Origin of the sequence: Yersinia alsatica, assembly GCF_902170305.1 — a bacterium.
Lineage (GTDB): Bacteria > Pseudomonadota > Gammaproteobacteria > Enterobacterales > Enterobacteriaceae > Yersinia > Yersinia alsatica.
In genome coordinates this window covers 84,287-107,622 of sequence record NZ_CABHWW010000009.1, presented here as the reverse complement: position 1 = coordinate 107,622, position 23,336 = coordinate 84,287, and the positions used below count along the sequence as shown (strand labels likewise).

The following is a 23,336-nucleotide window of genomic DNA, read 5'->3' as shown; positions in this document are numbered from 1 at the left end:
AGTAGCTCAGCACATAATGATCAGCTAATGTTTCGACAGGACAGCAATCATTCGTGCTAAGGGAAGCCAGACAAATGAAACTCAGTAAAAAGAATGCCGCTATTGTGCGCAAAGCCCTCAATGGCTGGGCCAATGAAGGGGTCATTGAGCAGGAAGAACATCAGCGCCTATTGGCCAATATTGATGTCCAGCCTTTTGACTGGCGGCGACTAGCGGGTTATGCCTTTCTTGCGGCATTGGCGTCACTGGTCATCGCTATTGGCAGCTTAATGGCGGATACCTTCTTATTAGCCTGGATTAGCCAGTTCTTCCGCTTTGATCCGCCAGTGCGAGTGGTGGTTACTGGCCTGTTGGCCGCCGCTTTTTACGGCTGGGGCTTTTACCGCCGTCGGCAAGACGCCAGCAAGATCTATAGTAATGAAGCGGTATTATTTCTTGGCGTGATTATGACTGCCGCCGCCATCGCTCAACTTGGTATGTGGCTGGATAATGGCAGTGGCCGAGTCTCGGTGCTATTGCTGCTCGGCACGGTCATCTACGCGCTGGTTGGCTGGTTTGGCCGCTCACCCCTGGTATGGCTGTTTGCCTTACTCTCGTTGGGAAATGCCTTTGGTGCAGAAACTGGCTATCTGTCTGGCTGGGGCGCTTACTGGCTGGGCATGAGCTACCCTATTCGCTTTATTGCCTTCGGTTTGCTGATTTGTGCCTCGGCACTGGCATTGCAACCGCAACTGGCGGCTCGCCGGCTAGATCGAGTCTCACAGGCAATGGGGCTGCTTTACTTGTTTATCGCCCTGTGGTTGCTGTCTATTTTTGGCAATTACGGCGATATAGACCATTGGTATCAGGTGCGCCAAATTGAGCTGCTTCATTGGAGCTTCTTGTTTGCGATCGCGGCTGGTGTGGCTATCTGGCTAGGGTTAAAACGAGATGATGCCATGCTGCGGGGTTTTGGCCTGACATTCCTCGCCATCAACCTCTATACCCGCTTTTTTGAGTTCTTTTGGGACGCGATGCCCAAGACCATTTTCTTCTTGCTGCTGGGCATCAGTTTATGGTTGCTCGGTAGGCATGCCGAGCGGATATGGCGGTTAGGGCATCATGAGGATGATGTCACTCATTGACGGATATACCCTTGGTCTTTGAAGCTGCAGGGGGGTTCGCTGGCTGCCTACCTGCAACTCCAATGACTTTGGCTATTAACTCGCGAATATACAAAATCAGTGATTTGGATAAGTATCCCCTGCAACTTCAAGGAGTAAGGGTCACTCCAACTGCTGCAACTCACCCGACTTACTCACCCGCCAACGGTGCTCGCAAAACTTCAACAGCGGATTATCCTGCTTACTGTCACTGTATCCACTGTAGAGCTTCAATGGCGACCCCAAGCGCTGTTCCAACTGCACCACTTTCTCTGGCCCTAAACAACGCAGTGGCAATACCCAGCCGCCATTGCGCCGCGCCATACGGCTCCCGACCAGCCGCAGGCGGTGAATAAATTCTGCATCGTGATAAACCTGTTCAACCAACTGCTGTGGTGATCCGGTGATCAACCATACCTGAGCATCATTGCTGTCCAGATATTGGCGTAAACGCATCATAACTACCGGAAATTCCGTCACTTTCTGCCGAAAATCATTCACAAAGCGTAATTCTAAATCTTTCAGATGTGCTTCCGAGCGCCCAAAAGTTATCGCCCACAGCAACAAGCTTACTGGCCACCGGGCACAGCGCCCTCCAGCCAATAGTCCCAAGCCAATCACCGGTAATAACGGGATAACCAACAGTAGATTCAGGGGCAAATGGCGCAACAAAAAACGCAAAAAACTGCCAAACATATCCTGTTGATGCAAAGTGCCATCTAAATCAAAGAAGACTACACGCTGGGAACTTTCCGACTGCGACGCTGCCGCTTGCTCAAAGGCCGATGTGGCGTGCTTTGCGCTCAAAACGTAACTCCTATTTTTGAATCTCATGTGAATCTTACAATGCTGCGCGCAGATAACCATTATGCTGCTGTAAACTCTGACGTGCTTGCTCGGCAGTGACGCCTTTTAAGATCATTAAAATAGCCGGTTTTACTTCAAATTCAGTTTGCGACAATGCATTTTCAGCTTCAGTGCGGCTGGCCCCCGTGGCTTCAACCACAATGCGGCAAGCGCGGTCGACTAATTTTACATTGGTCGCTTTCACATCAACCATCAAATTTTGATAGACCTTACCCAGCTTAACCATTGCGCCAGTGGATAACATATTTAGCACTAATTTTTGGGCAGTCCCTGACTTCATGCGAGTAGAGCCGGTAAGCGCCTCGGGCCCAACAACTGGCGAAATCGCCACCTGGGCTTCTTGTGCAATAGGGGAATCCGGATTACAGGAAATCGCCGCCGTTGGGCAACCGAGTTGGCGGGCATAACGTAGCGCGCCAATGACATAAGGAGTGCGACCCGAGGCCGCCAATCCAACCACCATATCTGTTGGTGTCAGTTTTAAATTTTGCAAATCCCGCTCGCCGAGCGACATGTCATCTTCAGCGCCTTCTACCGCTTTGAGCAAAGCGCCGGGGCCACCCGCAATCAACCCAATGACCATACAATGAGGGACACCAAAGGTTGGTGGACACTCCGATGCATCCAACACCCCAAGCCGCCCACTGGTTCCCGCACCAAGATAAATGAGCCGCCCACCTTGTTTTAAGGCCGCAGCAGCAAGATCGACGGCCTGAGCAATGGCCGGGATCACCAAACGAATCGCTTCAGGTACTTTGCGGTCCTCATCATTAATGCAGGCCAACATCTCCAATGTAGAGAGTTTATCCAGCTCCATCGTAGCCGGATTGCGACTTTCAGAAATCAAAGCGCCCAAATTCATGATTTTTTCCTCATTGGATTTTTAACTCATCATAATTTAGTTGTCATTGAAAGGGATCAAAAACACCTATTTTCTTGTTCCAGTCATCGGATTCACATAAAAAAAGAGTGCTATGCTCTATAGCTTGGTCTTTGACTTAATTATTTATGGGGATTATTAACCAACTTGGCAGAATAACTTCCCCATTCAGGAACTGATTTATGAGCAGTCTTCTTCGCATCCGTCAGCTCTATCCAACACTGGCACAAAATGACCGCAAGTTAGCTGATTTTCTGCTGACCAATCCCGAGCAAGCCCGCCACCTCAGTTCACAAAAACTGGCGCAAGAGACTGGTGTCAGCCAATCGGCGGTGGTCAAATTCGCCCAGAAATTAGGCTATAAGGGCTTCCCGGCACTTAAGCAGGCGCTCAGTGAAATTGTCGCGGTTCCCGAGCAAGCAGTGACTCTTCACAACCAAATATTGAGTACCGACAGCTTAAAAATAGTCGGCGAAAAGCTACTTAGCGAGAAGACCGCCGCACTACGCGCGACTCTGGATATCAATAGTGAACAGCGCCTGGCCCAAGCTCTGGAGATGTTAAAAGGTGCACAAAGGGTGATTTTAACGGGCCTTGGTGCCTCTGGATTAGTAGCAAAAGACCTTGCCTATAAGCTATTGAAAATTGGGGTGATGGCGGTTTCTGAAACCGATATGCATGCGCAATTGGCCGCAGTACAGGCACTGGATACGCGGGATTTGCTGCTGGCTATTTCATTTAGCGGCGAGCGCCGTGAGATCAATCTGGCAGCAGAAGAAGCCCAGCGCTGCGGTGCTAAGGTGCTGGCACTGACCAGCTTTACGCCAAATAGCTTGCAGCAACGCGCGGACCACTGTTTGTATACCATCTCAGAAGAGCCGGCGATCCGTAGTGCCGCTATTTCTTCCAGTACGGCGCAGTATGCACTGACCGATCTGCTGTTTATGGCAATGATCCAGCAAAATCTTGAAAGTGCTCAGGATCATATTAAACACAGTGAAGCGCTGGTGAAAAAACTGGTCTAAGGACTTCAGAGGGGTATAATCCTGCGCTGTTGAGAATACTCAAGCTTAAGGTAAGAGAAATTATGGCCCTGTTGATCACTCGTAAATGCATCAATTGCGACATGTGCGAGCCGGAATGTCCTAATGAGGCAATTTCCATGGGTGCGGAAATCTATGAGATTGACCCAACACGCTGCACAGAGTGCGTCGGCCATTACGAAACCCCGACTTGCCAGTTGGTTTGCCCCATCGACAATACCATTACCATCGATCCTGCCTGGGTTGAAACCAACGAACAGCTGTGGGATAAGTTCGTCCAACTGCACCACGCCGATCGTCTGTAATCTCTGCCACTTTCCTATCAAGCAAATTATCAGTGCCTCTGCTGAAGCACTGATAATAAAACTCACTTAATAATCAATTCACTGCTAGATAAACAAACTGATCAACAGCACCATCGCCAAACCTACCACCGAGTTAGTCAACTCAAGCAAGCCCCAGGTTTTCAGCGTGTCTTTAATCGACAAATCGAAATAACCTTTGAACAACCAGAATGATGCGTCATTGATATGGGTAAAGGTATTAGAACCGGCGGCTGTCGCCAGAACTAACAATGCCGGATCCACTGACGTAATGGTATGGGTCACTGGGTCCATAACTGCAGCACCAATAATCCCCGCGGCGGTCATTGCCGACACCACGCCCTGCCCGGTAGACAAGCGGATAAGCACAGTAATCAGCCAGGCCATGATATAGGGCGACACGCCACCGGCAGACATCAGCATACCAATAGTGTCACCAATCCCGGTATCAATGATGACTTGTTTCAGCGCACCACCAGCACCAATGATCAAGATGACCATGGCTATCCCTTTGACCGCCCCTTCGAATGAGTGCATGACCCATTCCATCTTATGACCACGCCCGGTGCCAAAAAGAACAAAGGCCACCAGCATCGCGATAAACATGGCAATCGGCGATGATCCTACGAAGTTGAGGAGGGTGTACGACGTCGTCCCTTTCACCAGCCAGATATTGGCAATGGTGGTAAAAATCATAATAAAAGCAGGGATTAACGGTACTAAAATTGAGGTGCCGAATGACGGCAAATTATTTTCATCAAGAGGATCATCCGACTTCAAGAAGGTCGGGATTGGCCGCTCTAAATTACCCAGGAATTTCGGCAAGATCAGACCGGCACAAATCACGGAAGGAATGGCAACCATAACACCGTAGATATAAACCATCCCCATATCAGCGCCATAGGCACTAACTAGAGCAACAGGCCCCGGCTGTGGCGGGAAAAGTGAGTGCGCGGTAGTGGCCGCAGCGACGGCCGGAATGGCCAGTTTGAGGAATGGGATCTTGGCTTCGACCGCAATAGCGATGATCAGTGGCGCTAAAATAATAAAGGCAACTTCATAGAACATTGCCAAACCAAAGATCAGACCGATGATGATGACGGCAAACTCAACATATTTCAGCCCAAATCGGCGCAATAGTGTCTGAGCTATCTGATGAGCAGCACCAGAATCGACCATTAGCTTGCCGATGACGGCACCAAACACCACGATTATTGCCAGTTCACCGAGCGTGCCGCCAAACCCCGCTTTAATGGTATGCAGAAGTTTGAGCAGGTCCATGCCAGCGAGAGTCCCCACCAACAGAGCCGCCAACAGCAATGCAATCATTGAGTTAATCTGATAGCGGATATTGAGCACTAGCATTAAGCCAATGCCCAATACCACCCAAAGGATATTGATCCATTCCATCTTTTATTTCCCCAGTAGTTAAAAATCAATTTTTTCTAGCATCACGGTTCTTATATTGGTCAGACCAAACCTAGTGATTTTTGTGGATAAAAAAAACGCCTGAATACCGTCACTTTTTACTTTCATTTAGAAATTACATGGACAAATTGCTTACTGCGCCTAACTATTTGGTATTACAAGTAGCATTAATTGGGCGACCAAATGAAGTATTGGTTAACCAACTTGTCGAACAGATCGCAAAATTAAGATTTATTCCGGGGATTCTGTTGATGGCCGAGGGGCAGATCAGGCCATTTACGGGTAGAAAAATAGAGAGCAGTGACAGAGTGCGGACCGATGGCAGGAGAGAGTAAACAACAAAAAAGGGCGGCATTTTCATGCTCGCCCTTCTGTTCCCAAACGCGCTATTTTACTCGCGATGGGTCGTTTCAGTTGTTAATAACGTTAGCTTTCAATAATGACAGTGGCACAGGCATAACGCCGCTCATCAGCCAGCGTCACATGCAACGATTTGACGCCCAGCTCAGCCGCCAATTCTGCCGCACGTTGATGTAAACGTAGCGTCGGCTTACCCAATGCATCGTTAACCACTTCGAACTGATTAAATGCCAAGCCATTACGGATACCGGTACCAAAGGCTTTAGCGGCGGCTTCTTTAACAGCAAAACGTTTAGCCAAAAAACGAATCGGCTGCTGATGCTGCTGATAATGTTGCCATTCAGATGGGCTGAGAATACGCCGAGCCAGTTTTTCCCCGGTACGCTCAACCACCGCTTCTATTCGAGAGATTTCAACAATATCAGTACCTAAGCCCAGGATAGCCATTAACGACGCGCTTCCCGCATCAAGACTTTCATCTCGGTGACCGCGGCGGCAAGACCAGACATGACCGCCTGACCAATGATTGCATGACCAATATTTAGCTCATGCATTTCTGGTAAGGCCGCTATCGGCTGCACATTGTGGTAGGTCAGACCGTGGCCCGCATTGACTTTTAGCCCTTTACCGGCAGCATAAGCTGCGGCTTTCGCGATCCGCACTAACTCGGCCTGACGGGCCAAATCTGAGGGAGCATCTGCATAAGCGCCAGTATGGATTTCAATATAAGGGGCTCCGACAGTCACTGCGGCATCAATCTGGCGCATATCGGCATCAATAAACAGTGAAACCAGAATACCCGCCTCGGATAATCGGCTAACTGCGATGGTCATTTTATCAATTTGACCAGCGACATCCAGCCCACCTTCGGTCGTCACTTCCTGACGTTTTTCTGGCACTAAACAGCAAAAATGGGGTTGCAACTCGCAAGCGATATCCACCATTTCATCGGTTACCGCCATTTCCAAATTCATGCGGGTCTGGATGGTTTGACGCAAGATACGCACATCTCGATCAGTGATATGACGACGGTCTTCGCGTAAATGTACCGTAATACCGTCAGCACCAGCTTGTTCGGCGATAAAAGCGGCCTGAACAGGATCGGGGTAAATGGTCCCACGTGCATTTCGTAACGTCGCAATGTGATCAATATTAACGCCCAGCAACAAATCAGCCATAACAGCCCTCCAGATAGGGGTACATCTTGAAAGATGACGGGTATAAGTGCCTCGCAGTTTACACTGAGTAGAGTGCCAGCGGATAGGTTACAGGATGGGAAAGTTGAAGATGGGCAGTGTAAACCGTGAGGATACCGGCGCTAGGGTAAGGGTTCGGCGGGTGGTTTAATGACAAATTGGCGAAACAGTTCGCGACTTTTTAGTGGCTTACCGCCGAGATAAGGCTTCAGGGCAATACGAGTAAATCGCTTGGCTGCGCGCAATGTATCAGCATCAGGGAATTCACGATTTGCCAGGGCCAATAACTGCCGGCCGGTAAAACTGTAGTGATCAACCACCAAACTGGCAATAAATCCTTTCTCTTCCCGATAGCGGTAGGTCATGGTGTCTGATACCGGCTGCCCGCTGCCGGCGCAATGGAGAAAATCAACGCCATACCCCAGATGGGCCAGTATCGCCAACTCAAACTGGCGTAACGCATATTCAGGCGAGCCATCGCTACCCGCTAATGATTGTAAACAGTGCAGATAATCGAAGAATAAAGCGGAGTAATTGGTTTGATGTTCCAAGACACGCGAGAGCAGCTCGTTGACATATAAGCCGCTGTACAACATAGAGCCACTCAATGGGAGAGCGAGGGATACCGGCTCAGCACTGCGTAACGTTTTGACTTCACCACGCCCCGTCCAGCGAACCAGTAAGGGGGTAAAAGGCTGCAAGCAGCCTTTTAAATTGGAGCGACGACCCCGCGCACCTTTAGCTAATACCCGCATGCGGCCTTCCCCTTCAGTGAACAAATCCAGCATTAAACTGGTTTCACTGTAAGGTCGCCCATGCAGGACAAATGCGCGTTGCCAACCTTCCATAGGCGAGCCTTATTTCAGGTCGTCGGTATAGCCTAAGCTGCGCAATGCACGTTCGTCATCTGCCCAGCCTGATTTCACTTTCACCCACAGCTCAAGATGCACCTTGGCGTCGAACATTTGTTCCATGTCCTGACGAGCTTCGATACCGATGGTCTTGATTTTTGAACCTTTATTGCCGATGACCATTTTCTTCTGGCCTTCGCGCTCAACCAAAATCAGCCCGTGGATATTATAGCCACCGCGCTCATTTGGTACGAACTGTTCTATTTCAACCGTCACCGAGTAAGGTAATTCCTCACCCAAGAAGCGCATCAGTTTTTCACGGATGATTTCTGACGCCATAAACCGCTGCGAGCGGTCAGTGATGTAATCTTCCGGGAAATGATGTCCAGCTTCTGGCAGAATCTTACGTACGATGCTGGCAATAGTATCTACGTTCATCCCTTTTTCGGCGGAAATTGGCACAACATCAAGGAAATTCATCTGCTGGCTAAGGAACTGAATATGTGGCAACAGTTTGGTTTTATCCGTCACGTTATCCACTTTATTGATAGCCAGTAACACCGGGCACTTCAGACTGCGTAGCTTATTCACTACCATCTCGTCATCAGCAGTCCAGTTTGTTCCTTCAACCACAAAAATCACTAATTCCACATCACCGATAGAGCTGCTTGCCGCGCGATTCATTAAACGGTTAATCGCACGTTTTTCTTCAATATGCAGCCCCGGGGTATCAACATAAATAGCCTGATAAGGCCCTTCAGTATGAATGCCCATAATACGGTGGCGTGTGGTTTGCGGTTTACGTGAAGTAATGGAGATTTTCTGCCCCAACAATTCATTCAGCAAGGTAGATTTACCCACATTTGGGCGACCTACAATTGCAATAAAACCACAATACGTTTTTTCTACTTCGCTCATTCAAGCTCCAACTGTTTCAGCGCTTGTTCCGCTGCCGCCTGCTCAGCCTTACGGCGACTTGAGCCGGTACCTACTACCGGTTCATTCAAGCCACTCACCTGGCAGTGGATAGTAAATTCCTGATCATGTGCTTCTCCACGAACCTGCACAACCAGATAAGAAGGCAATGGCAGATGACGGCCCTGCAAATATTCTTGCAAGCGCGTTTTTGGGTCTTTCTGCTTATCACCAGGGCTGATTTCCTCTAAGCGACTGCGATACCAGTCGAGAATCAGCCGTTCAATTGTATGAATATCGCTATCTAGGAATACACCGCCAATTAAGGCTTCTACGGTATCCGCCAAAATTGATTCGCGACGAAAACCGCCACTTTTCAATTCACCCGGCCCAAGGCGTAAACATTCACCGAGGTCAAACTCACGGGCCATTTCGGCTAGTGTATTACCTCTTACCAATGTTGCTCGCATCCGACTCATATCCCCTTCATCGACTCGAGGGAAACGGCGGTACAACTCATTGGCAATAACAAAACTTAATATAGAGTCACCCAGGAACTCCAAACGCTCATTGTGTTTGCTGCTGGCGCTACGATGAGTCAGTGCTTGCAGCAAGAGCTCCTGCTGTTGAAAAGTGTAGCCCAGCTTCCGCTGTAGCCTATTTATTACGATGGGGTTCATGAGTTACCAATAGATCAAGAATGCGTCAAAAACTACAGCAGACGGAACAGGTCTGATTGGCCAAAATTACCCAGACAAAACTGTTTCGTTTGCAGTGGCCCCCATAAAAGAGCCAACTCTTATCGCTCGAAAGGTTATTCTACAACGAGTGGAAATATAATGCTGCGTTTAAATACCCTGCGTACTTGAAGTTACAGCGGTGTTAGCTGCTCTTGCCCACCCAAATCACTGACTTTTGTCAGCTCATTGGGATGTGCTCGCTGGCTGCCTAGCTGTAACATCAATTACTTTGGGTAATACCCTGCTTACTTAAAGTTACGGCGATGCTAGCTGCTCTTGCCCACCCAAATCACTGACTTTTGTCAGCTCATTGGGTAGTTTATTGGCTATCTGGCTGTAACGTTAATAACTTTGGGTATAGCCGGAATTAATGAATTCCACCAATCCGACTTAAACGTACTCCCGTTGGCCACTCACCTTCTTGCTTTTCAAAACTCATCCAAATAGCGGTGGCTTTGCCCACTAAATTACGTTCCGGCACAAAACCCCAGTAACGGCTATCTGCACTATTATCCCGATTGTCGCCCATCATAAAGTAATGGCCTTCCGGAACAACCCAAACTCCCAGTGGCTGATTAGGTTGCTGATAATAAGCGCCTAGCTGCTCCTGACGCCCAGGGACCGTCAGAATTTGATGTGCTACCGGCCCAAGGCTCTCGGTACGCTGACGTAGGCGTACACCACCATCTGGCACTGCCTGATTAGTCGGGATCTGGAAGAACCCGGCAGAAGCCTCGCCATTGCCGCTATAACTGAATGTCTGTACAAAAACACTTGGCTCAGACGGACTGTAAGTAATTGGCAGTGCGCTGTCACAAGAAGTTCCGGTATTACAGGCTGGTTGAACCGTCACTTCTTTGCTGATTGGATTATAACTTACCCGGTCACCCGGCAAACCCACCACACGTTTGATATAGTCCAACCGCGGGTCAAGTGGATATTTAAAGACCGCAATATCACCGCGCTTAGGATGCCCCGTAGGAATCAACGTGGTCTGAGTAATAGGGTCTTTAATCCCGTAAGCAAACTTCTCAACCAGAATGAAATCACCGATCAATAGCGTTGGCATCATCGAACCAGAAGGAATCTGGAAAGGTTCGTAAATAAACGAACGCACGATGAATACCAGGGCTAACACCGGGAACACCGAGGCACAAGTTTCAATCCAGCCCGGCTGTTTTGCTGCCGGTGCCAGAGTCTTGTTATCTATAGCGCTACCCGTTTGTGCCTTGATCGCCGCAGTTTGCGCATTAACAGCCGCAATTTTTGCCTGACGGGCCGGGCCCCATTTAAAACGCTCGAAGCACCAAATAATCCCAGTCACCAGCGTTGCTATCGCTAAAATCAAGGCAAACATGTTAGCCATTAAAACTCCTTATTTACTGTCTTTTCCGACGTGCAGAATAGCCAGGAAAGCTTCTTGCGGTAATTCAACGTTACCGACCTGCTTCATACGCTTTTTACCGTCTTTCTGTTTCTGCAGAAGTTTCTTCTTACGGCTAACGTCGCCGCCATAACACTTCGCCAGTACGTTTTTACGTAACTGTTTCACAGTTGAGCGGGCAATGATGTGATTGCCAATAGCCGCCTGAATCGCAATATCAAATTGCTGGCGTGGGATCAGCTCTTTCATTTTTTCAACCAAATCGCGCCCACGGTACTGCGCATTATCACGGTGAGTGATAAGTGCCAGTGCATCCACGCGCTCATTGTTGATTAACACATCAACACGCACCATGTCAGAAGTCTGGAAGCGTTTGAAATTGTAATCCAGTGAAGCATAACCACGAGATGTCGATTTTAGGCGGTCGAAGAAATCGAGCACCACTTCAGCCATCGGAATCTCATACGTCAGTGCCACTTGGTTACCGTGGTAAACCATATTGGTCTGCATACCGCGTTTTTCAATACACAATGTTATGACATTACCGAGGTATTCCTGTGGCAACAACATATGACATTCAGCAATAGGCTCGCGCAGTTCTTCAATATTGTTCAGGGCTGGCAGCTTAGAAGGGCTATCAACATAAACCGTTTCCTGAGCTGTTGTAATCACCTCATACACCACTGTGGGTGCCGTGGTGATCAGCTCCAGATCGTATTCACGCTCCAAACGCTCCTGAATGATTTCCATATGCAACAAGCCAAGGAAACCACAGCGGAAACCAAAGCCTAATGCAGTCGAGCTCTCTGGTTCATAGAACAAAGAAGCGTCATTAAGACTCAACTTGCCCAATGCATCACGGAAAGCTTCATAATCATCTGAGCTAATGGGGAACAGACCCGCGTAAACCTGTGGTTTTACTTTCTTAAAACCAGGTAAAGATTTTTCAGCCGGGTTACGGGCTAATGTCAGCGTATCGCCGACTGGTGCGCCCAGAATGTCTTTTATCGCACAGACCAACCAGCCTACTTCACCGCAATTCAGCACATCACGGTCAACACGTTTTGGTGTAAAGATACCCAGGCGATCCGCGTTATAGCTTTGGCCGGTACTCATCACCTTAACTTTATCGCCTTTGCGCAGCGAACCATTCTTGATACGGATTAATGACACCACACCCAGATAGTTATCAAACCAAGAGTCAATAATCAGTGCCTGCAATGGCCCGTCTGGATCGCCTTGCGGTGGTGGAATATCACGAACTAAACGTTCGAGAATATCAGGAACACCCACGCCAGTTTTTGCCGAGCAGCGGACGGCATCGGTCGCATCAATACCGACGATATCTTCAATTTCTTCAGCAACACGCTCAGGGTCGGCTGCTGGCAAGTCGATTTTATTCAGAACTGGAACGACTTCCAGATTCATTTCCATCGCGGTGTAGCAGTTCGCCAGCGTTTGTGCTTCAACGCCCTGCCCTGCATCAACCACCAATAAAGCCCCTTCACAAGCCGCCAATGAGCGGGAAACTTCATAAGAGAAGTCAACGTGGCCAGGGGTATCGATAAAGTTAAGTTGATAGGTTTGACCATCTTTAGCGTGGTAATCAAGTGTCACACTCTGTGCCTTGATGGTGATGCCGCGCTCACGCTCCAGATCCATGGAATCCAGTACTTGAGCGGCCATTTCACGCTCAGATAAACCGCCACAGATCTGAATAATACGGTCCGACAGTGTCGATTTACCGTGGTCAATATGGGCAATAATAGAAAAGTTTCTTATGTGCTTCATTTATATGAATTTTTCTCTAGTCGTTGTCTTTAATTAATTATTGGTGGACACAGCGATGGACTCGAACCCAAAACTACCCACATAAATATGCACGCATCTTACACTGTAAGTTAGCCTCGTGAAAGGCATCACACTTAGCTTGTTGCCTGATTTATCCTGTTAAAATGTATCTGCGCCTTTCTGTTTGCCGTCATCGGCTGGGCTGACCCCAGTGACTCTGATGTTGCTATTTCAGGCTGAATATCTACTAAATCACTTTAGGAAAAAGCTCATTTACCCCATGAACAAATAACTTAGAGTATTAATATTGTTTAATCAAAACCAAGCGAAATATCCTCTTGGCGGCCAGATGGAGAATATTATGATCGACGAAGGGAAAATACTGAGCCGCCATGAATTAAGAAATAAAAATTCAAAGCTAAATATTGCTGTGATATTATTTATATTAGCATTAAGTTTCTTAGCTATTATATTATCAATAACGACATCTATTTTTTTAACACCTTCAATTCTTTCTATATTGTGCGTAGCCATCGCCGGCATCTCGTTGAGTTTATTACTCTATTCACGTTTGTACTACAGCCCAATGTTTACCTATTTTTTATATGAAAAAGGTGTTCGTGTTTTCAATCATCACAATGGGAATGTTTATTTTATTTCATTTAATAAAATAGAATATATTTATAAATACCACACAGGAATAAACCCTAACGGCCACATCAACGCCATGGCATTTCGCACATCAAAAAATCAGCCCTGGAATATCATCGTTAATAATATAGCCAATGCTTACCCACTCATAAACACAATAATTCACCAACAAGTTATGCATGTCGGATTAATAAGTTTAGATACGTTATCTCGAGGAAAAACCATCATATTCGATATAGTAAAGAATAATGATAACTATTTGAAATTTATTACTTTTGATTTCATGAAGATGAAGAAAATTCAGATGGATACCAACCCACTGTCACTCAGTGCTCAGTCATTAATTACAACAAAAGGTACAATCAATATTGAAGATATTTTACGTATCGAGACATTACGTGAAGCTCGTCATGACAAAATACGTTTATTTGACGCCAAGGGTAACGTTCTTTTTTCAGTAGATTATTCATCTCTCATTAGCGCGGATCTTTTTATTGCACTACTGGAGCATATGATACAAAACCGAATTCCAGCCTACTATGGCTAAAATCACTCTTGCTGGATACGTATCGCTGTTGGTGGCAAACCAATCTGCAAGACCGTGGGTTGATAATCACTCTTCCCTTCAATCTTGGCCGCTAATGTTCGAGCCAATAAAAAACCCAAACCCGCACCAGAAAGAGCACCGAGAGCAGTAAAAGCATCAGTAATAAATAAAGCCTGAAATAGCGCCCCACCAGTAATTAGCCCGGCTAATGGTGTTAAATAGACCAAAGAAGCTGAACGCAATAAACTACCTTCGCTGATCCCAACTTCAACCTTTTGCCCTGGTTCAAGTGGTTGCGAAATTGCGACTGTTAATTGGTGCTCAGATTCTGGCCCTAATTCATTCAACAGATGGCTGCCGCAGCCCGAACGCGCATTACAGCTCCCGCAGCCAGAATGAGGTTCACAGCGCAAAAGCGCCACCCCATTTTGCCACGAGATAACTGTCGCCCATTCTTTCATCATTTTGCAGGATCCAAAACGATACTATCGGCAATACGTTTCGCAGTTGAAGGAGGCAGTTCACCTACTACTGTGATTTCTACATTATTACGCGCTTCAGTATGAACCGTACGACGCCCTTGACGTAAAGATTGCTCTGAGGGGGTATCTTTCTCAATCGGATTAACATTAATTGAGAAACTAAACAGGCCATCAGTATAGAGCCGTGACTCAGTTGGCGTATCCATGTTAGGTAACGTACGGCGGCTACGTGAAACTTCAGTCACCCCTTCCGGTAACCAACGCGGAGCCCAACTAAAGTCCACTTTAGTTTTGGCAGGTAAAGCAAGTAATGGCGGCAAAGACAGTTTTAACACGCCTTGCAGAATCTCTTGAATAGGTTCACCGACCGCAAAAGAGATCACCCGAAATTGCTCAAGTGTTTCACCATCGCGATCTAAAAGATCTATCCGCATAGGGAGTTTTGTTGCTTCATCCATCCAAATGATATAGCTGTAGCGTGAGCTGTCACGGGGAACAACTCTAATAACCTGACATGGCCGGTCGGCTACACGGGCGCGACCTAAAGCAATATAGTTATAGTATTTTGACAGTTTTTCAAAATCGGGGAATACAACAGAAGGTAGGGCATCAACAATGTGCTCACCGCTCAACGTGAAAGAATCAAAACCTGGCTCGAAATAACTTATCTCATTGCCACGTTGAATAATCTCAGTTCGCGGGCCATCCATACGCAATAACTGCGCTAGTGTTTTTTTATCTTGGATAGCATGACGATAGCGAAGAGAATCAATCCCTTGCTTATTTACGTTGATGTACGATAGCTCATAGTTGAGCGACTGGCTGGCACTGCTCATTTCTTGCAACATTGCTATCGGCGGGGTATCCGCCGATGCAATTGTTGGCATAAGCAGGCTGCCCGCCATTAAACAGACGGAAAACCAAAGTTGCTTCATTACTGCTGCTGCATTCCTAAGGACTGAGTTCCAGGGACCTGAATAGCGGCTTGTGTCGATGACGTAGGTTCCTGCAGCACACCAGTTTGCGGCAAACGACGTTGCAATTCAAAATCTTGCAACTGAGTCATCATGTTGACACGGCGACGTTGCTCTTGAACCTGATGCTGTTGAGATGTTCCGAAAGAACCATCAGCAGGCACACCAAAACTGACTGGTGATGCTTTACCCATCATCGGCAATGTATTAAATGCAGGTGCTTCTGACTGTAAATTACTGGATGCGGGTTGGTTATATTGCTGAACCCCCACAATTACAGCGAGAGAAACACACGCGGCAACCCCAACCTGAGTAATCTGGCTGGCCCATGGGCGCACTTTTTGCCAGAAAGGCATTTTCTGCCAGACATGAGGTTGTGGCTGAGATTCAGGCACAGCAATAGGAACAAAACGAGCAGGCTCATTTTTAAGTGCCTCTGCGACACGGCTGGCGATATCCAGATGCAAGACTTCACCAACGTCCCCCCGCAGGGTATCACGGATTAAATGATAGCTCTGCCAGCTTTGCTGCAAGGTTTTATCTTTCGATAAAGACCCTATCAGCTCACTATCAAGAGTTTCTCCGTCCATCAGAGCGGAAAGCTTTTCTTTCTGCATGCCAAATACCCTTTATGTGTCCGCTTATCGCTGAATCAGCGGCTGAACTTTGTTATCGATAGCTTCTCTGGCGCGGAAGATACGGGAACGAACAGTACCCACCGGACAGTCCATAATTACAGCTATCTCTTCATAGCTTAGACCATCTAACTCCCTGAGTGTAATCGCCATGCGGAGATCTTCAGGAAGTGACTCTATGGTTTTGAAAACTATCTGCCTCAATTCTTCAGACAACATTAAGTTCTCAGGGTTCGATATTTCTTTCAATGCACCCGCATTTTCGTAATTTTCAGCATCATTTGCATCCACATCACTGGATGGCGGGCGCCGCCCCTGAGCAACTAAATAATTTTTTGCTGTATTAACAGCGATTCGGTACAGCCAAGTATAAAAAGCACTATCGCCACGAAATGACTCGAGTGCGCGATATGCCTTGATAAAAGATTCCTGAACTACATCAGGAACATCGCCTTGAGGCACATATCGGGATACGAGGCTCGCAACCTTATGCTGGTATCTAATTACCAGTAAATTGAACGATTGCTGATCACCTTTCTGGACCCGTTCAACCAGCATCTGATCCGTTAACTGCTCGCTCATCCGAGGTGAACTCTCCCGAAATCTATCCCCACGCTAAAAGTTGTACTGCCAGCCATATCTTTATTTTCCTGAGCAAGCACACGCTTGGAGTTTATAAAAAGTGCAAAGTTCCATGTTGCCAGATTATTTGTCTGAATATTCTTTAGACATCTTATAGCCATAGCTTTTGCTCTGGCAGATAGGCTAACATGAATTTCACTCTTCTTCTGCACACATCATACGATATGCAATCATCATCTGAACACGTTAGCGATGTATTGATCATCGGGAGTGGCGCTGCCGGTTTATCACTGGCTTTACGTCTTGCGCCACATTGTAAAGTAACTGTTCTGAGCAAAGGGCCACTTAATGAAGGTGCCACTTTTTATGCTCAGGGAGGGATTGCTGCCGTTTTTGATGAAACTGACAGCATCAGCTCACATGTCGAAGACACCCTGATTGCCGGGGCCGGGCTTTGCGACAAAGATGCCGTGGAGTTTATCGCCAGTAACGCCCGCTCTTGCGTGCAATGGCTGATTGATCAAGGTGTCCTTTTCGATACCGAAACCAATGCCAGCGGCGAAGAACGTTATCACCTTACCCGTGAGGGTGGCCACAGTCACCGCCGTATACTACATACTGCGGATGCAACAGGTAAAGAAGTAGAGACCACCCTCGTAGGCAAAGCAAGTACTCATCCTAATATTTTAGTTAAAGAGCGCTGCAATGCAGTCGATCTTATCACGTCAAATAAAATTGGTTTGGCGGGGACTAAGCGCGTTGTCGGTGCTTATATCTGGAACCGAGAGCTTGAGAAAGTTGAAACCTTCCGCGCCAAAGCTGTCGTTTTAGCCACTGGCGGAGCCGCTAAAGTCTATCAATATACCACCAACCCGGATATCTCCTCTGGCGATGGTATTGCCATGGCGTGGCGGGCCGGGTGCCGGGTCGCTAATCTGGAATTCAACCAGTTCCATCCGACCTGTCTGTTCCACCCGCAAGCGCGTAACTTTTTGCTGACTGAAGCCTTGCGTGGTGAGGGCGCTTATCTTAAACGCCCTGATGGCACTCGTTTCATGCTCGATTTTGACCCTCGAGGCGAACTCGCTCCTCGCGATATCGTGGCGCGTGCCATAGACCATGAAATGAAACGTCTGGGTGCTGATTGTATGTATCTGGATATCAGTCATAAACCCACTGATTTCGTGATGCAACACTTCCCAATGATCTATGAAAAACTGCTGTCATTGGGCATCGATCTGACCAAAGAAGCCATTCCTATCGTTCCCGCCGCTCATTATACCTGCGGTGGTGTGATGGTAGACCAACATGGCCGTACGGATCTTGATGGGCTATATGCCATTGGCGAAGTCAGCTATACCGGCTTGCACGGTGCAAACCGTATGGCATCCAACTCGTTACTGGAATGTTTAGTCTATGGTTGGTCTGCCGCCGAAGATATTCTGACGCGCTTACCGACTGCCAAATTAGCTAAACATTTGCCTGATTGGGATGAAAGCCGTGTTGATAACTCAGATGAACGAGTTGTCATTCAACATAACTGGCATGAATTGCGTCTGTTTATGTGGGACTACGTCGGTATTGTTCGCACGACCAAACGCTTAGAGCGGGCCTTACGCCGGATTAATACCTTGCAGCAGGAAATTGACGAATATTATGCCAATTTCCGCATCTCAAATAATCTGCTGGAATTACGTAATCTGGTGCAGGTCGCGGAGTTAATCGTGCGTTGTGCTATGGACCGTAAAGAGAGCCGAGGGTTGCACTATACCCTTGACTACCCTGAGCAAATTGAGAATCCAAAGCCAACTATTCTGCATCCGTAATGGCTTCTCAGGGCGCGATATCTTTCTAGTTCAGGGTTTCGCGCCCTATTCACTCACCTTCGCAGCTTATCTCCACGGCTCCGGCTAGTAGTTTAGATAAAACTCGCTGATGAGTGCACAGAACTCTGGCGAATACACCCCTTCTGATTGGCGCAAGTCTAGATGCTGATATTGAGTCTCTGCCGGTTGGCGCGATAAAGTTAGCAGCATGCGGTGTAGCGGCTTACCGGGGCGATCTCTGATATCAACCTGGCAGTGAACAAACCAATCTTGTTGCACTGCAAGACGAGCAAGTTCCTCCCCCAAATCGTGGGGCAAAACCACACAAAAAATCCCCTCTTTTGTGATAAGCTTCTCCGCGCAATTAAGTAAGGCGTCATGAGTCAATGATCCGGTGTAACGTGCGGTATCACGGGCTTCATCGCGGCAAGCCACCGCCGGAGCAAAGTAAGGTGGGTTGCTGACAATCAGGTCATACTGATGGGGATGGCTTTCAGCAAACTGGTGGACATCTTGCGCGTAAATATGAACTCGCTCGGCCCAAGGTGATTGCGCTGCATTGCTGCTTGCTTGCTGTGCGGCCTCGGGTTCCAGTTCTACCCCGTCGATTTCGACCTCTGGGGCAGAGCGCTGGGCAATCATCAGGGCAATAAGCCCACTACCACAGCCAATATCCAGCACTTTGCGGGCTTTTTCTACCGGTACCCAGGCACCCAGCAGAACACCATCAGTGCCCACTTTCATCGCACAGCGATCATGCGCCACAAAGAACTGCTTAAAAGTGAAACCACCACCACGCAACGCCGGTTTTTTTTTCAATTGTTCGCCCACATTAGTCACCAGAATCTATAACCGGCGTAGCATAGGACAATATGATTGAAGGGAAAAGACATCATTACCGCTTAAACAGGTGAAGAATTCGGCTAACCCGTCTATAATCGGCGCCCCAAGTAGAGGAAGACCATGACTGTAACCAATTTTTCCGAACTCGATCTCGATGAACGCCTGATTGACGCACTGCGCGACAAAGGCTATGAGCGCCCAACTGCCATTCAAGCTGCGGCTATTCCGCCAGCTATGGATGGGCGCGATGTATTGGGTTCGGCACCAACAGGTACGGGCAAAACTGCCGCCTTTTTGCTGCCAGCCTTGCAGCATTTGCTGGATTTCCCACGCAAAAAATCTGGCCCGCCACGTATTCTGATCCTGACGCCAACTCGTGAATTGGCGATGCAGGTTGCGGATCAGGCGCGTGAACTGGCTAAGCATACGCAACTGGATATCGCGACGATTACCGGTGGTGTGGCTTATATGAACCACGCGGAAGTCTTTAGTGAGAATCAAGATATTGTCGTGGCGACCACTGGCCGTTTACTGCAATACATCAAAGAAGAAAACTTTGACTGCCGTGCTGTAGAAACCCTGATTCTGGACGAAGCTGACCGCATGCTGGATATGGGCTTCGCACAGGATATTGAAACCATTGCAGCAGAAACTCGCTGGCGTAAGCAGACATTATTGTTCTCTGCCACGCTGGAAGGTGAAGCTATCCGTGAATTTGCCGAGCGCATTCTGAATGAGCCGGTAGAGCTGGAAGCCGACCCATCGCGCCGCGAACGCAAAAAGATTTTGCAATGGTATTACCGCGCGGACAATATTGAACACAAAACCGCCTTGCTGGTGCATCTGCTCAAGCAACCAGAAGTGCAAAAATCCATTATTTTTGTCCGTACCCGTGAAAAGGTACACCAACTGGTCAGTTGGCTACGTGAAGCCGGAATTAACGCCTGGTTCCTTGAAGGCGAGATGGTCCAGGCTAAACGTACCGAAGCCGTTATACGTTTAAGTGATGGCCGGGTGAACGTCCTGGTGGCGACCGATGTCGCGTCACGCGGTTTGGATATCGATGATATCAGCCACGTATTCAACTTTGATTTGCCGCTGACCGCTGACGTCTATCTGCACCGTATTGGTCGTACAGGCCGTGCGGGGCGTAAAGGTGTCGCTATCTCACTGGTTGAAGCGCATGACCATTTGTTGCTGGGCAAAATTGGCCGTTATCTGAAAGAGCCACTGAAGCCGCGTGTTGTTGATGAGTTACGCCCAACCAGCAAAGCACCAAGCGAAAAAACCACGGGTAAGCCGTCGAAGAAAGTTTTAGCGAAGCGCAAAGAGCTAAAAGAAACCAGTAAAGAGAAAGCAAAGGTTAAGGTTCGTCATCGTGATGCCAAGAATGTTGGCAAACGCCGCCAACCAAAGGATAAACCTGATACCAAATAGTGTGCTGACTCATTCAGTACACCAACAAGAAAAGCCGCTAATAAATAGCGGCTTTTTTATTTATCAGGCAAATTTAAAACTGTTACTGATAAATCTCCGCCAATTTTTTGCCACGAAGCCAAGCATTCAATTGCTGATATTTTTGCTGCATTTCAGCACTTTGCACATTTAATGGCGTCATTGCTAAATACTGCTGGAATGTCGCCCCCTGCTTGTTACGTAGCTCGGGATCGGCACCAGCTTTAAGTAAACGCAATGCCAAATCCGGCGCATTAGTTTTACCCGCCAGATGTAACGGTGTATCCCCCATTCGATCCGCAAGATTGGGATCAACGCCACTAACCAGCAACAAGATCAGTTGGATCTCGCGCCCAGCCATGACCGCAGCAGCCAAGGGCGTAGCTAATGTCACACTGTTGCGGGCATCTGGTCGGGTACGACTTTCCAGTAGAATCTGCATGTAATGCGCATCTTGCACACTAGCAGCAGTATGCCATGCGGTATCACCCTGCAGCCCCGGCTGGAAAGGATCTGCATTCTCTTGCAATAAAGCCGCCAGACTCTCGGGTTGCTGATTGAGAATAGCCCACTGCATCAACGTGACTGACTGCTCGCCTTGCTGTTGTAACAATGCTGGGTTTGCCAACTGATGGATCTGTTGCACATCGCCATGAACAATCGCATCAGCGATCGGCATTACCGATGGATCAGTAAAAGCAGTAGTAATATCTGTCATTGCCTGCCCCTCAAAGCTTATTAATGGCATCAAAACACCGTAGATGGCGTAACGCAAATGGCGTTTTACCCTCATAACCAGTGTTGACTCAGGCATACTGCCGCTCCCAAGGTTGTTGTTCACTCATAGAACTGAGCACTTTATCAATACCATGCGCCGCCAGGCTGCGCTCGAGGTGCTTGTGTGGGAGCCAATCACTTATCCCAGAGAGCTTATCGTTATTTGCCAGTGTGATTTTATGACCGATAGCATCAGGAATGAGTGAGGTAGACTCCTGAGTTTCTGTCAGCAAGTCATATTGTTCACTGTAACGCCGCACACCGCCACTTTCAGCCGACTGTCGCGCCTGAGCTGGATCCAAGCCAAGCCGGTTTAAGGTGTGATCCGAAACTCCAGCAGCATTAAATGTCACGGCAAAGGTTCCACTGGCTAATGCCGCAGTGGTTGCCAACCCACCTCCGAGTGAGTGCCCGGTAATCACCATAGCATCACCAAATGCCATCTTGGCCGTTTTCGCCAAAGCAACCGCCTGATTATATTGCATATCTTCATAACCCGTTGCTTGTCGGATATTGCTGAGCCAATCGCGCATATCATTAGTTCCAGCAAAGGATAAAACATACTGCTGGTTATCGCTGTAAATCCCCGCCTGAAAACCAGAAGCACTGTCGGATAAACTTGCAGGGTCAATCCCGGCGCTGAGTAATGCAGCGTCATTCAGGCGAGTAAACCCAGCAATACTGCCAGTTACTGGAGCGTAAACATCTTTAGCGAGCAATGCTAATGAATAGTCTGCTTGCTGTGATCCTTGTCCACTTGATATTGGGGGGTGGCCACTAGCCGCTGTAGCACCTTCGCTACGGGGTAAATTAAGGCTAGCCAACATACTGTAATAAAGTTCATTACCTGCCAAAGTGGCTGCAGCGATGTCCACTTTAGGCTTAGCTACTGTGGCGAGCGGCGGGGCATCCTCTTTCTGTACCTGTTCCGATGGTTTTACTTGGCTCATCAATCCTGCTAATGAAACAGGCCCGGCCAAACTGACAGAAACACTCATGCCAACTCCTTGTCGATAGATAATTCCAGTATTGAGTCAGGCTCAATGGCTTATTTATCGACACATCGGATGAGTTCTTAAATAAAATAGGTAAGATTTATTTATATAAATTGAAAGGTGTGATCGCAGTCTAACTTTTAGCTTAGTAAATGACAGATACAAAAAAGGGAGCCAAAGCGGCTCCCTTAACATTTTGAGACTTAATTGTTATGACAAGAATTACAGACTTTCAGTGAAAGTACGAGTAATCACATCACGTTGCTGTTCAGGTGTCAGTGAGTTGAAACGTACGGCATAGCCGGATACACGAATCGTCAACTGAGGATATTTCTCTGGATTCTTAACTGCATCTTCCAAGGTTTCACGGCGCAGAACGTTTACGTTCAAATGCTGACCACCTTCAACGCGCACAGTCGGTTGCAGTTCCAGTGGAACTTCACGATATTCGATCTGGCCTAACTCACTTGCTGGAACGATTTGATCTTCTGCATAGCCGGATTTAGCGCAAACACAGCGCAATTCAGCTTTTTCATCATCCAACAGCCAGAAAGAGTTCAGCAAGGCTTCATTGTTAGCTTTAGTAATTTGAATACCAGTAATCATTTGGTGCCTCCATAATACGGCTATAAATTCCAAGGAGAAAAAC

General features: G+C 47.8%; 25 protein-coding genes. 7 read left to right on the top strand and 18 right to left on the bottom strand.

From position 1 onward, the window contains the following. Positions 1–74 precede the first annotated feature (74 nt). On the top strand, positions 75–1,124 hold the full coding sequence (locus FTA96_RS05280) for a DUF2339 domain-containing protein (RefSeq protein WP_050122990.1): 1,050 nt from the start codon (positions 75–77) through the stop codon (positions 1,122–1,124). Between the two features lie 141 nt (positions 1,125–1,265). Here the strand turns inward: FTA96_RS05280 and yfhb are convergent, their stop codons facing one another. After that, positions 1,266–1,949 carry a phosphatidylglycerophosphatase C gene (gene yfhb / locus FTA96_RS05275; protein WP_050135068.1) on the bottom strand — a complete coding sequence of 228 codons (684 nt, stop codon included), beginning with the start codon at positions 1,947–1,949 and terminating at the stop codon, positions 1,266–1,268. Between the two features lie 34 nt (positions 1,950–1,983). Further along, a complete protein-coding gene (gene murQ, locus FTA96_RS05270) occupies positions 1,984–2,874 on the bottom strand; it encodes an N-acetylmuramic acid 6-phosphate etherase (RefSeq protein WP_261172623.1) in 891 nt (296 codons plus the stop codon). A gap of 197 nt (positions 2,875–3,071) precedes the next feature. On the opposite strand from murQ, the gene FTA96_RS05265 reads away from it, so the two are divergent. Both FTA96_RS05265 and FTA96_RS05260 read left to right on the top strand, forming a co-directional pair. Beyond that, positions 3,072–3,914 carry a MurR/RpiR family transcriptional regulator gene (locus FTA96_RS05265; protein WP_050108106.1) on the top strand — a complete coding sequence of 281 codons (843 nt, stop codon included), beginning with the start codon at positions 3,072–3,074 and terminating at the stop codon, positions 3,912–3,914. Positions 3,915–3,976: 62 nt separating this feature from the next. Further along, a complete protein-coding gene (locus FTA96_RS05260; RefSeq protein WP_050108108.1) occupies positions 3,977–4,237 on the top strand; it encodes a YfhL family 4Fe-4S dicluster ferredoxin in 261 nt (86 codons plus the stop codon). Positions 4,238–4,321: 84 nt separating this feature from the next. On the opposite strand, the gene gntP is transcribed toward FTA96_RS05260, so the two are convergent. Beyond that, positions 4,322–5,665, bottom strand: a complete 1,344-nt coding sequence (gene gntP / locus FTA96_RS05255; RefSeq protein ID WP_050151781.1) for a gluconate permease GntP — start codon at positions 5,663–5,665, stop codon at positions 4,322–4,324. A gap of 137 nt (positions 5,666–5,802) precedes the next feature. Between gntP and FTA96_RS05250 the strand changes: the two genes are divergently transcribed. Beyond that, the gene (locus tag FTA96_RS05250; protein ID WP_050122995.1) at positions 5,803–6,018 is read left to right on the top strand and encodes a hypothetical protein; all 216 of its coding nucleotides are present in this window, start codon (positions 5,803–5,805) and stop codon (positions 6,016–6,018) included. Between the two features lie 91 nt (positions 6,019–6,109). Here FTA96_RS05250 and acpS read toward each other — a convergent pair whose 3' ends face one another. From acpS to lepA, 7 genes are all read right to left on the bottom strand, one after another. Then, a complete protein-coding gene (gene acpS, locus FTA96_RS05245) occupies positions 6,110–6,490 on the bottom strand; it encodes a holo-ACP synthase (RefSeq protein WP_050108119.1) in 381 nt (126 codons plus the stop codon). Further along, positions 6,490–7,221, bottom strand: a complete 732-nt coding sequence (gene pdxJ / locus FTA96_RS05240; RefSeq protein ID WP_050108121.1) for a pyridoxine 5'-phosphate synthase — start codon at positions 7,219–7,221, stop codon at positions 6,490–6,492. Before pdxJ ends, acpS begins: the two co-directional genes overlap by 1 nt. A 140-nt stretch (positions 7,222–7,361) precedes the next feature. Beyond that, positions 7,362–8,087, bottom strand: a complete 726-nt coding sequence (gene recO, locus FTA96_RS05235) for a DNA repair protein RecO (RefSeq protein ID WP_050108124.1) — start codon at positions 8,085–8,087, stop codon at positions 7,362–7,364. A 9-nt stretch (positions 8,088–8,096) separates the two neighbouring features. Next, the gene (gene era, locus FTA96_RS05230) at positions 8,097–9,008 is read right to left on the bottom strand and encodes a GTPase Era (RefSeq protein WP_032910736.1); all 912 of its coding nucleotides are present in this window, start codon (positions 9,006–9,008) and stop codon (positions 8,097–8,099) included. Beyond that, a complete protein-coding gene (gene rnc, locus FTA96_RS05225; RefSeq protein WP_050100841.1) occupies positions 9,005–9,685 on the bottom strand; it encodes a ribonuclease III in 681 nt (226 codons plus the stop codon). The genes era and rnc overlap by 4 nt, the downstream gene beginning before the upstream one ends. 427 nt (positions 9,686–10,112) lie before the next feature. Beyond that, positions 10,113–11,111, bottom strand: coding sequence for a signal peptidase I (lepB, locus tag FTA96_RS05220; RefSeq protein ID WP_145573297.1), 999 nt, complete (start codon positions 11,109–11,111; stop codon positions 10,113–10,115). 9 nt (positions 11,112–11,120) lie between these two features. Further along, positions 11,121–12,920, bottom strand: coding sequence for a translation elongation factor 4 (gene lepA, locus FTA96_RS05215; protein ID WP_004390512.1), 1,800 nt, complete (start codon positions 12,918–12,920; stop codon positions 11,121–11,123). 361 nt (positions 12,921–13,281) lie between these two features. On the opposite strand from lepA, the gene FTA96_RS05210 reads away from it, so the two are divergent. After that, complete coding sequence (locus FTA96_RS05210) at positions 13,282–14,118, top strand: hypothetical protein (protein ID WP_145573296.1); 837 nt, start codon at positions 13,282–13,284, stop codon at positions 14,116–14,118. Positions 14,119–14,120: 2 nt separating this feature from the next. On the opposite strand, the gene rseC is transcribed toward FTA96_RS05210, so the two are convergent. From rseC to rpoE, 4 genes are read right to left on the bottom strand one after another with little or no spacing between them, the layout of a single operon-like run. Further along, positions 14,121–14,582: a SoxR-reducing system protein RseC gene (gene rseC, locus FTA96_RS05205; protein ID WP_050135057.1), complete on the bottom strand. Its 462-nt coding sequence runs from the start codon at positions 14,580–14,582 to the stop codon at positions 14,121–14,123. Beyond that, positions 14,579–15,535: a sigma-E factor regulatory protein RseB gene (gene rseB / locus FTA96_RS05200; RefSeq protein ID WP_050108136.1), complete on the bottom strand. Its 957-nt coding sequence runs from the start codon at positions 15,533–15,535 to the stop codon at positions 14,579–14,581. The genes rseC and rseB overlap by 4 nt, the downstream gene beginning before the upstream one ends. Continuing rightward, a complete protein-coding gene (rseA, locus tag FTA96_RS05195) occupies positions 15,535–16,191 on the bottom strand; it encodes an anti-sigma-E factor RseA (protein ID WP_050108139.1) in 657 nt (218 codons plus the stop codon). Before rseA ends, rseB begins: the two co-directional genes overlap by 1 nt. Positions 16,192–16,215: 24 nt before the next feature. Continuing rightward, a complete protein-coding gene (gene rpoE, locus FTA96_RS05190) occupies positions 16,216–16,791 on the bottom strand; it encodes an RNA polymerase sigma factor RpoE (protein WP_005159396.1) in 576 nt (191 codons plus the stop codon). Between the two features lie 224 nt (positions 16,792–17,015). On the opposite strand from rpoE, the gene nadB reads away from it, so the two are divergent. After that, positions 17,016–18,617, top strand: coding sequence for an L-aspartate oxidase (nadB, locus tag FTA96_RS05185; protein WP_172665454.1), 1,602 nt, complete (start codon positions 17,016–17,018; stop codon positions 18,615–18,617). An 84-nt stretch (positions 18,618–18,701) separates the two neighbouring features. Here the strand turns inward: nadB and trmN are convergent, their stop codons facing one another. After that, the gene (trmN, locus tag FTA96_RS05180) at positions 18,702–19,448 is read right to left on the bottom strand and encodes a tRNA(1)(Val) (adenine(37)-N(6))-methyltransferase TrmN (protein WP_050146853.1); all 747 of its coding nucleotides are present in this window, start codon (positions 19,446–19,448) and stop codon (positions 18,702–18,704) included. Positions 19,449–19,580: 132 nt separating this feature from the next. On the opposite strand from trmN, the gene srmB reads away from it, so the two are divergent. Then, the gene (gene srmB, locus FTA96_RS05175; protein WP_050108146.1) at positions 19,581–20,897 is read left to right on the top strand and encodes an ATP-dependent RNA helicase SrmB; all 1,317 of its coding nucleotides are present in this window, start codon (positions 19,581–19,583) and stop codon (positions 20,895–20,897) included. Between the two features lie 82 nt (positions 20,898–20,979). On the opposite strand, the gene FTA96_RS05170 is transcribed toward srmB, so the two are convergent. From FTA96_RS05170 to grcA, 3 genes are all read right to left on the bottom strand, one after another. Beyond that, positions 20,980–21,633 carry an ankyrin repeat domain-containing protein gene (locus FTA96_RS05170; protein WP_050123129.1) on the bottom strand — a complete coding sequence of 218 codons (654 nt, stop codon included), beginning with the start codon at positions 21,631–21,633 and terminating at the stop codon, positions 20,980–20,982. An 88-nt stretch (positions 21,634–21,721) separates the two neighbouring features. Beyond that, positions 21,722–22,690 (bottom strand): DUF2974 domain-containing protein, encoded by a 969-nt coding sequence (locus FTA96_RS05165; RefSeq protein WP_050135055.1) that lies wholly within the window; start codon positions 22,688–22,690, stop codon positions 21,722–21,724. Positions 22,691–22,909: 219 nt separating this feature from the next. Next, positions 22,910–23,293, bottom strand: coding sequence for an autonomous glycyl radical cofactor GrcA (gene grcA, locus FTA96_RS05160; RefSeq protein WP_004703984.1), 384 nt, complete (start codon positions 23,291–23,293; stop codon positions 22,910–22,912). Positions 23,294–23,336 lie beyond the last annotated feature (43 nt).

What these genes read in the sequence shown, in the direction of transcription:
- FTA96_RS05280 (WP_050122990.1), top strand. Translation starts at nt 75, where the DNA reads ATGAAACTCAGTAAAAAGAATGCCGCTATTGTGCGCAAAGCCCTCAAT.
- FTA96_RS05265 (WP_050108106.1), top strand. Translation starts at nt 3,072, where the DNA reads ATGAGCAGTCTTCTTCGCATCCGTCAGCTCTATCCAACACTGGCACAA.
- FTA96_RS05260 (WP_050108108.1), top strand. Translation starts at nt 3,977, where the DNA reads ATGGCCCTGTTGATCACTCGTAAATGCATCAATTGCGACATGTGCGAG.
- gntP (WP_050151781.1), bottom strand. Translation starts at nt 5,665, where the DNA reads ATGGAATGGATCAATATCCTTTGGGTGGTATTGGGCATTGGCTTAATG.
- FTA96_RS05250 (WP_050122995.1), top strand. Translation starts at nt 5,803, where the DNA reads ATGGACAAATTGCTTACTGCGCCTAACTATTTGGTATTACAAGTAGCA.
- acpS (WP_050108119.1), bottom strand. Translation starts at nt 6,490, where the DNA reads ATGGCTATCCTGGGCTTAGGTACTGATATTGTTGAAATCTCTCGAATA.
- pdxJ (WP_050108121.1), bottom strand. Translation starts at nt 7,221, where the DNA reads ATGGCTGATTTGTTGCTGGGCGTTAATATTGATCACATTGCGACGTTA.
- recO (WP_050108124.1), bottom strand. Translation starts at nt 8,087, where the DNA reads ATGGAAGGTTGGCAACGCGCATTTGTCCTGCATGGGCGACCTTACAGT.
- era (WP_032910736.1), bottom strand. Translation starts at nt 9,008, where the DNA reads ATGAGCGAAGTAGAAAAAACGTATTGTGGTTTTATTGCAATTGTAGGT.
- rnc (WP_050100841.1), bottom strand. Translation starts at nt 9,685, where the DNA reads ATGAACCCCATCGTAATAAATAGGCTACAGCGGAAGCTGGGCTACACT.
- lepB (WP_145573297.1), bottom strand. Translation starts at nt 11,111, where the DNA reads ATGGCTAACATGTTTGCCTTGATTTTAGCGATAGCAACGCTGGTGACT.
- lepA (WP_004390512.1), bottom strand. Translation starts at nt 12,920, where the DNA reads ATGAAGCACATAAGAAACTTTTCTATTATTGCCCATATTGACCACGGT.
- FTA96_RS05210 (WP_145573296.1), top strand. Translation starts at nt 13,282, where the DNA reads ATGATCGACGAAGGGAAAATACTGAGCCGCCATGAATTAAGAAATAAA.
- rseC (WP_050135057.1), bottom strand. Translation starts at nt 14,582, where the DNA reads ATGATGAAAGAATGGGCGACAGTTATCTCGTGGCAAAATGGGGTGGCG.
- rseB (WP_050108136.1), bottom strand. Translation starts at nt 15,535, where the DNA reads ATGAAGCAACTTTGGTTTTCCGTCTGTTTAATGGCGGGCAGCCTGCTT.
- rseA (WP_050108139.1), bottom strand. Translation starts at nt 16,191, where the DNA reads ATGCAGAAAGAAAAGCTTTCCGCTCTGATGGACGGAGAAACTCTTGAT.
- rpoE (WP_005159396.1), bottom strand. Translation starts at nt 16,791, where the DNA reads ATGAGCGAGCAGTTAACGGATCAGATGCTGGTTGAACGGGTCCAGAAA.
- nadB (WP_172665454.1), top strand. Translation starts at nt 17,016, where the DNA reads ATGCAATCATCATCTGAACACGTTAGCGATGTATTGATCATCGGGAGT.
- srmB (WP_050108146.1), top strand. Translation starts at nt 19,581, where the DNA reads ATGACTGTAACCAATTTTTCCGAACTCGATCTCGATGAACGCCTGATT.
- FTA96_RS05170 (WP_050123129.1), bottom strand. Translation starts at nt 21,633, where the DNA reads ATGACAGATATTACTACTGCTTTTACTGATCCATCGGTAATGCCGATC.
- FTA96_RS05165 (WP_050135055.1), bottom strand. Translation starts at nt 22,690, where the DNA reads ATGAGTGTTTCTGTCAGTTTGGCCGGGCCTGTTTCATTAGCAGGATTG.
- grcA (WP_004703984.1), bottom strand. Translation starts at nt 23,293, where the DNA reads ATGATTACTGGTATTCAAATTACTAAAGCTAACAATGAAGCCTTGCTG.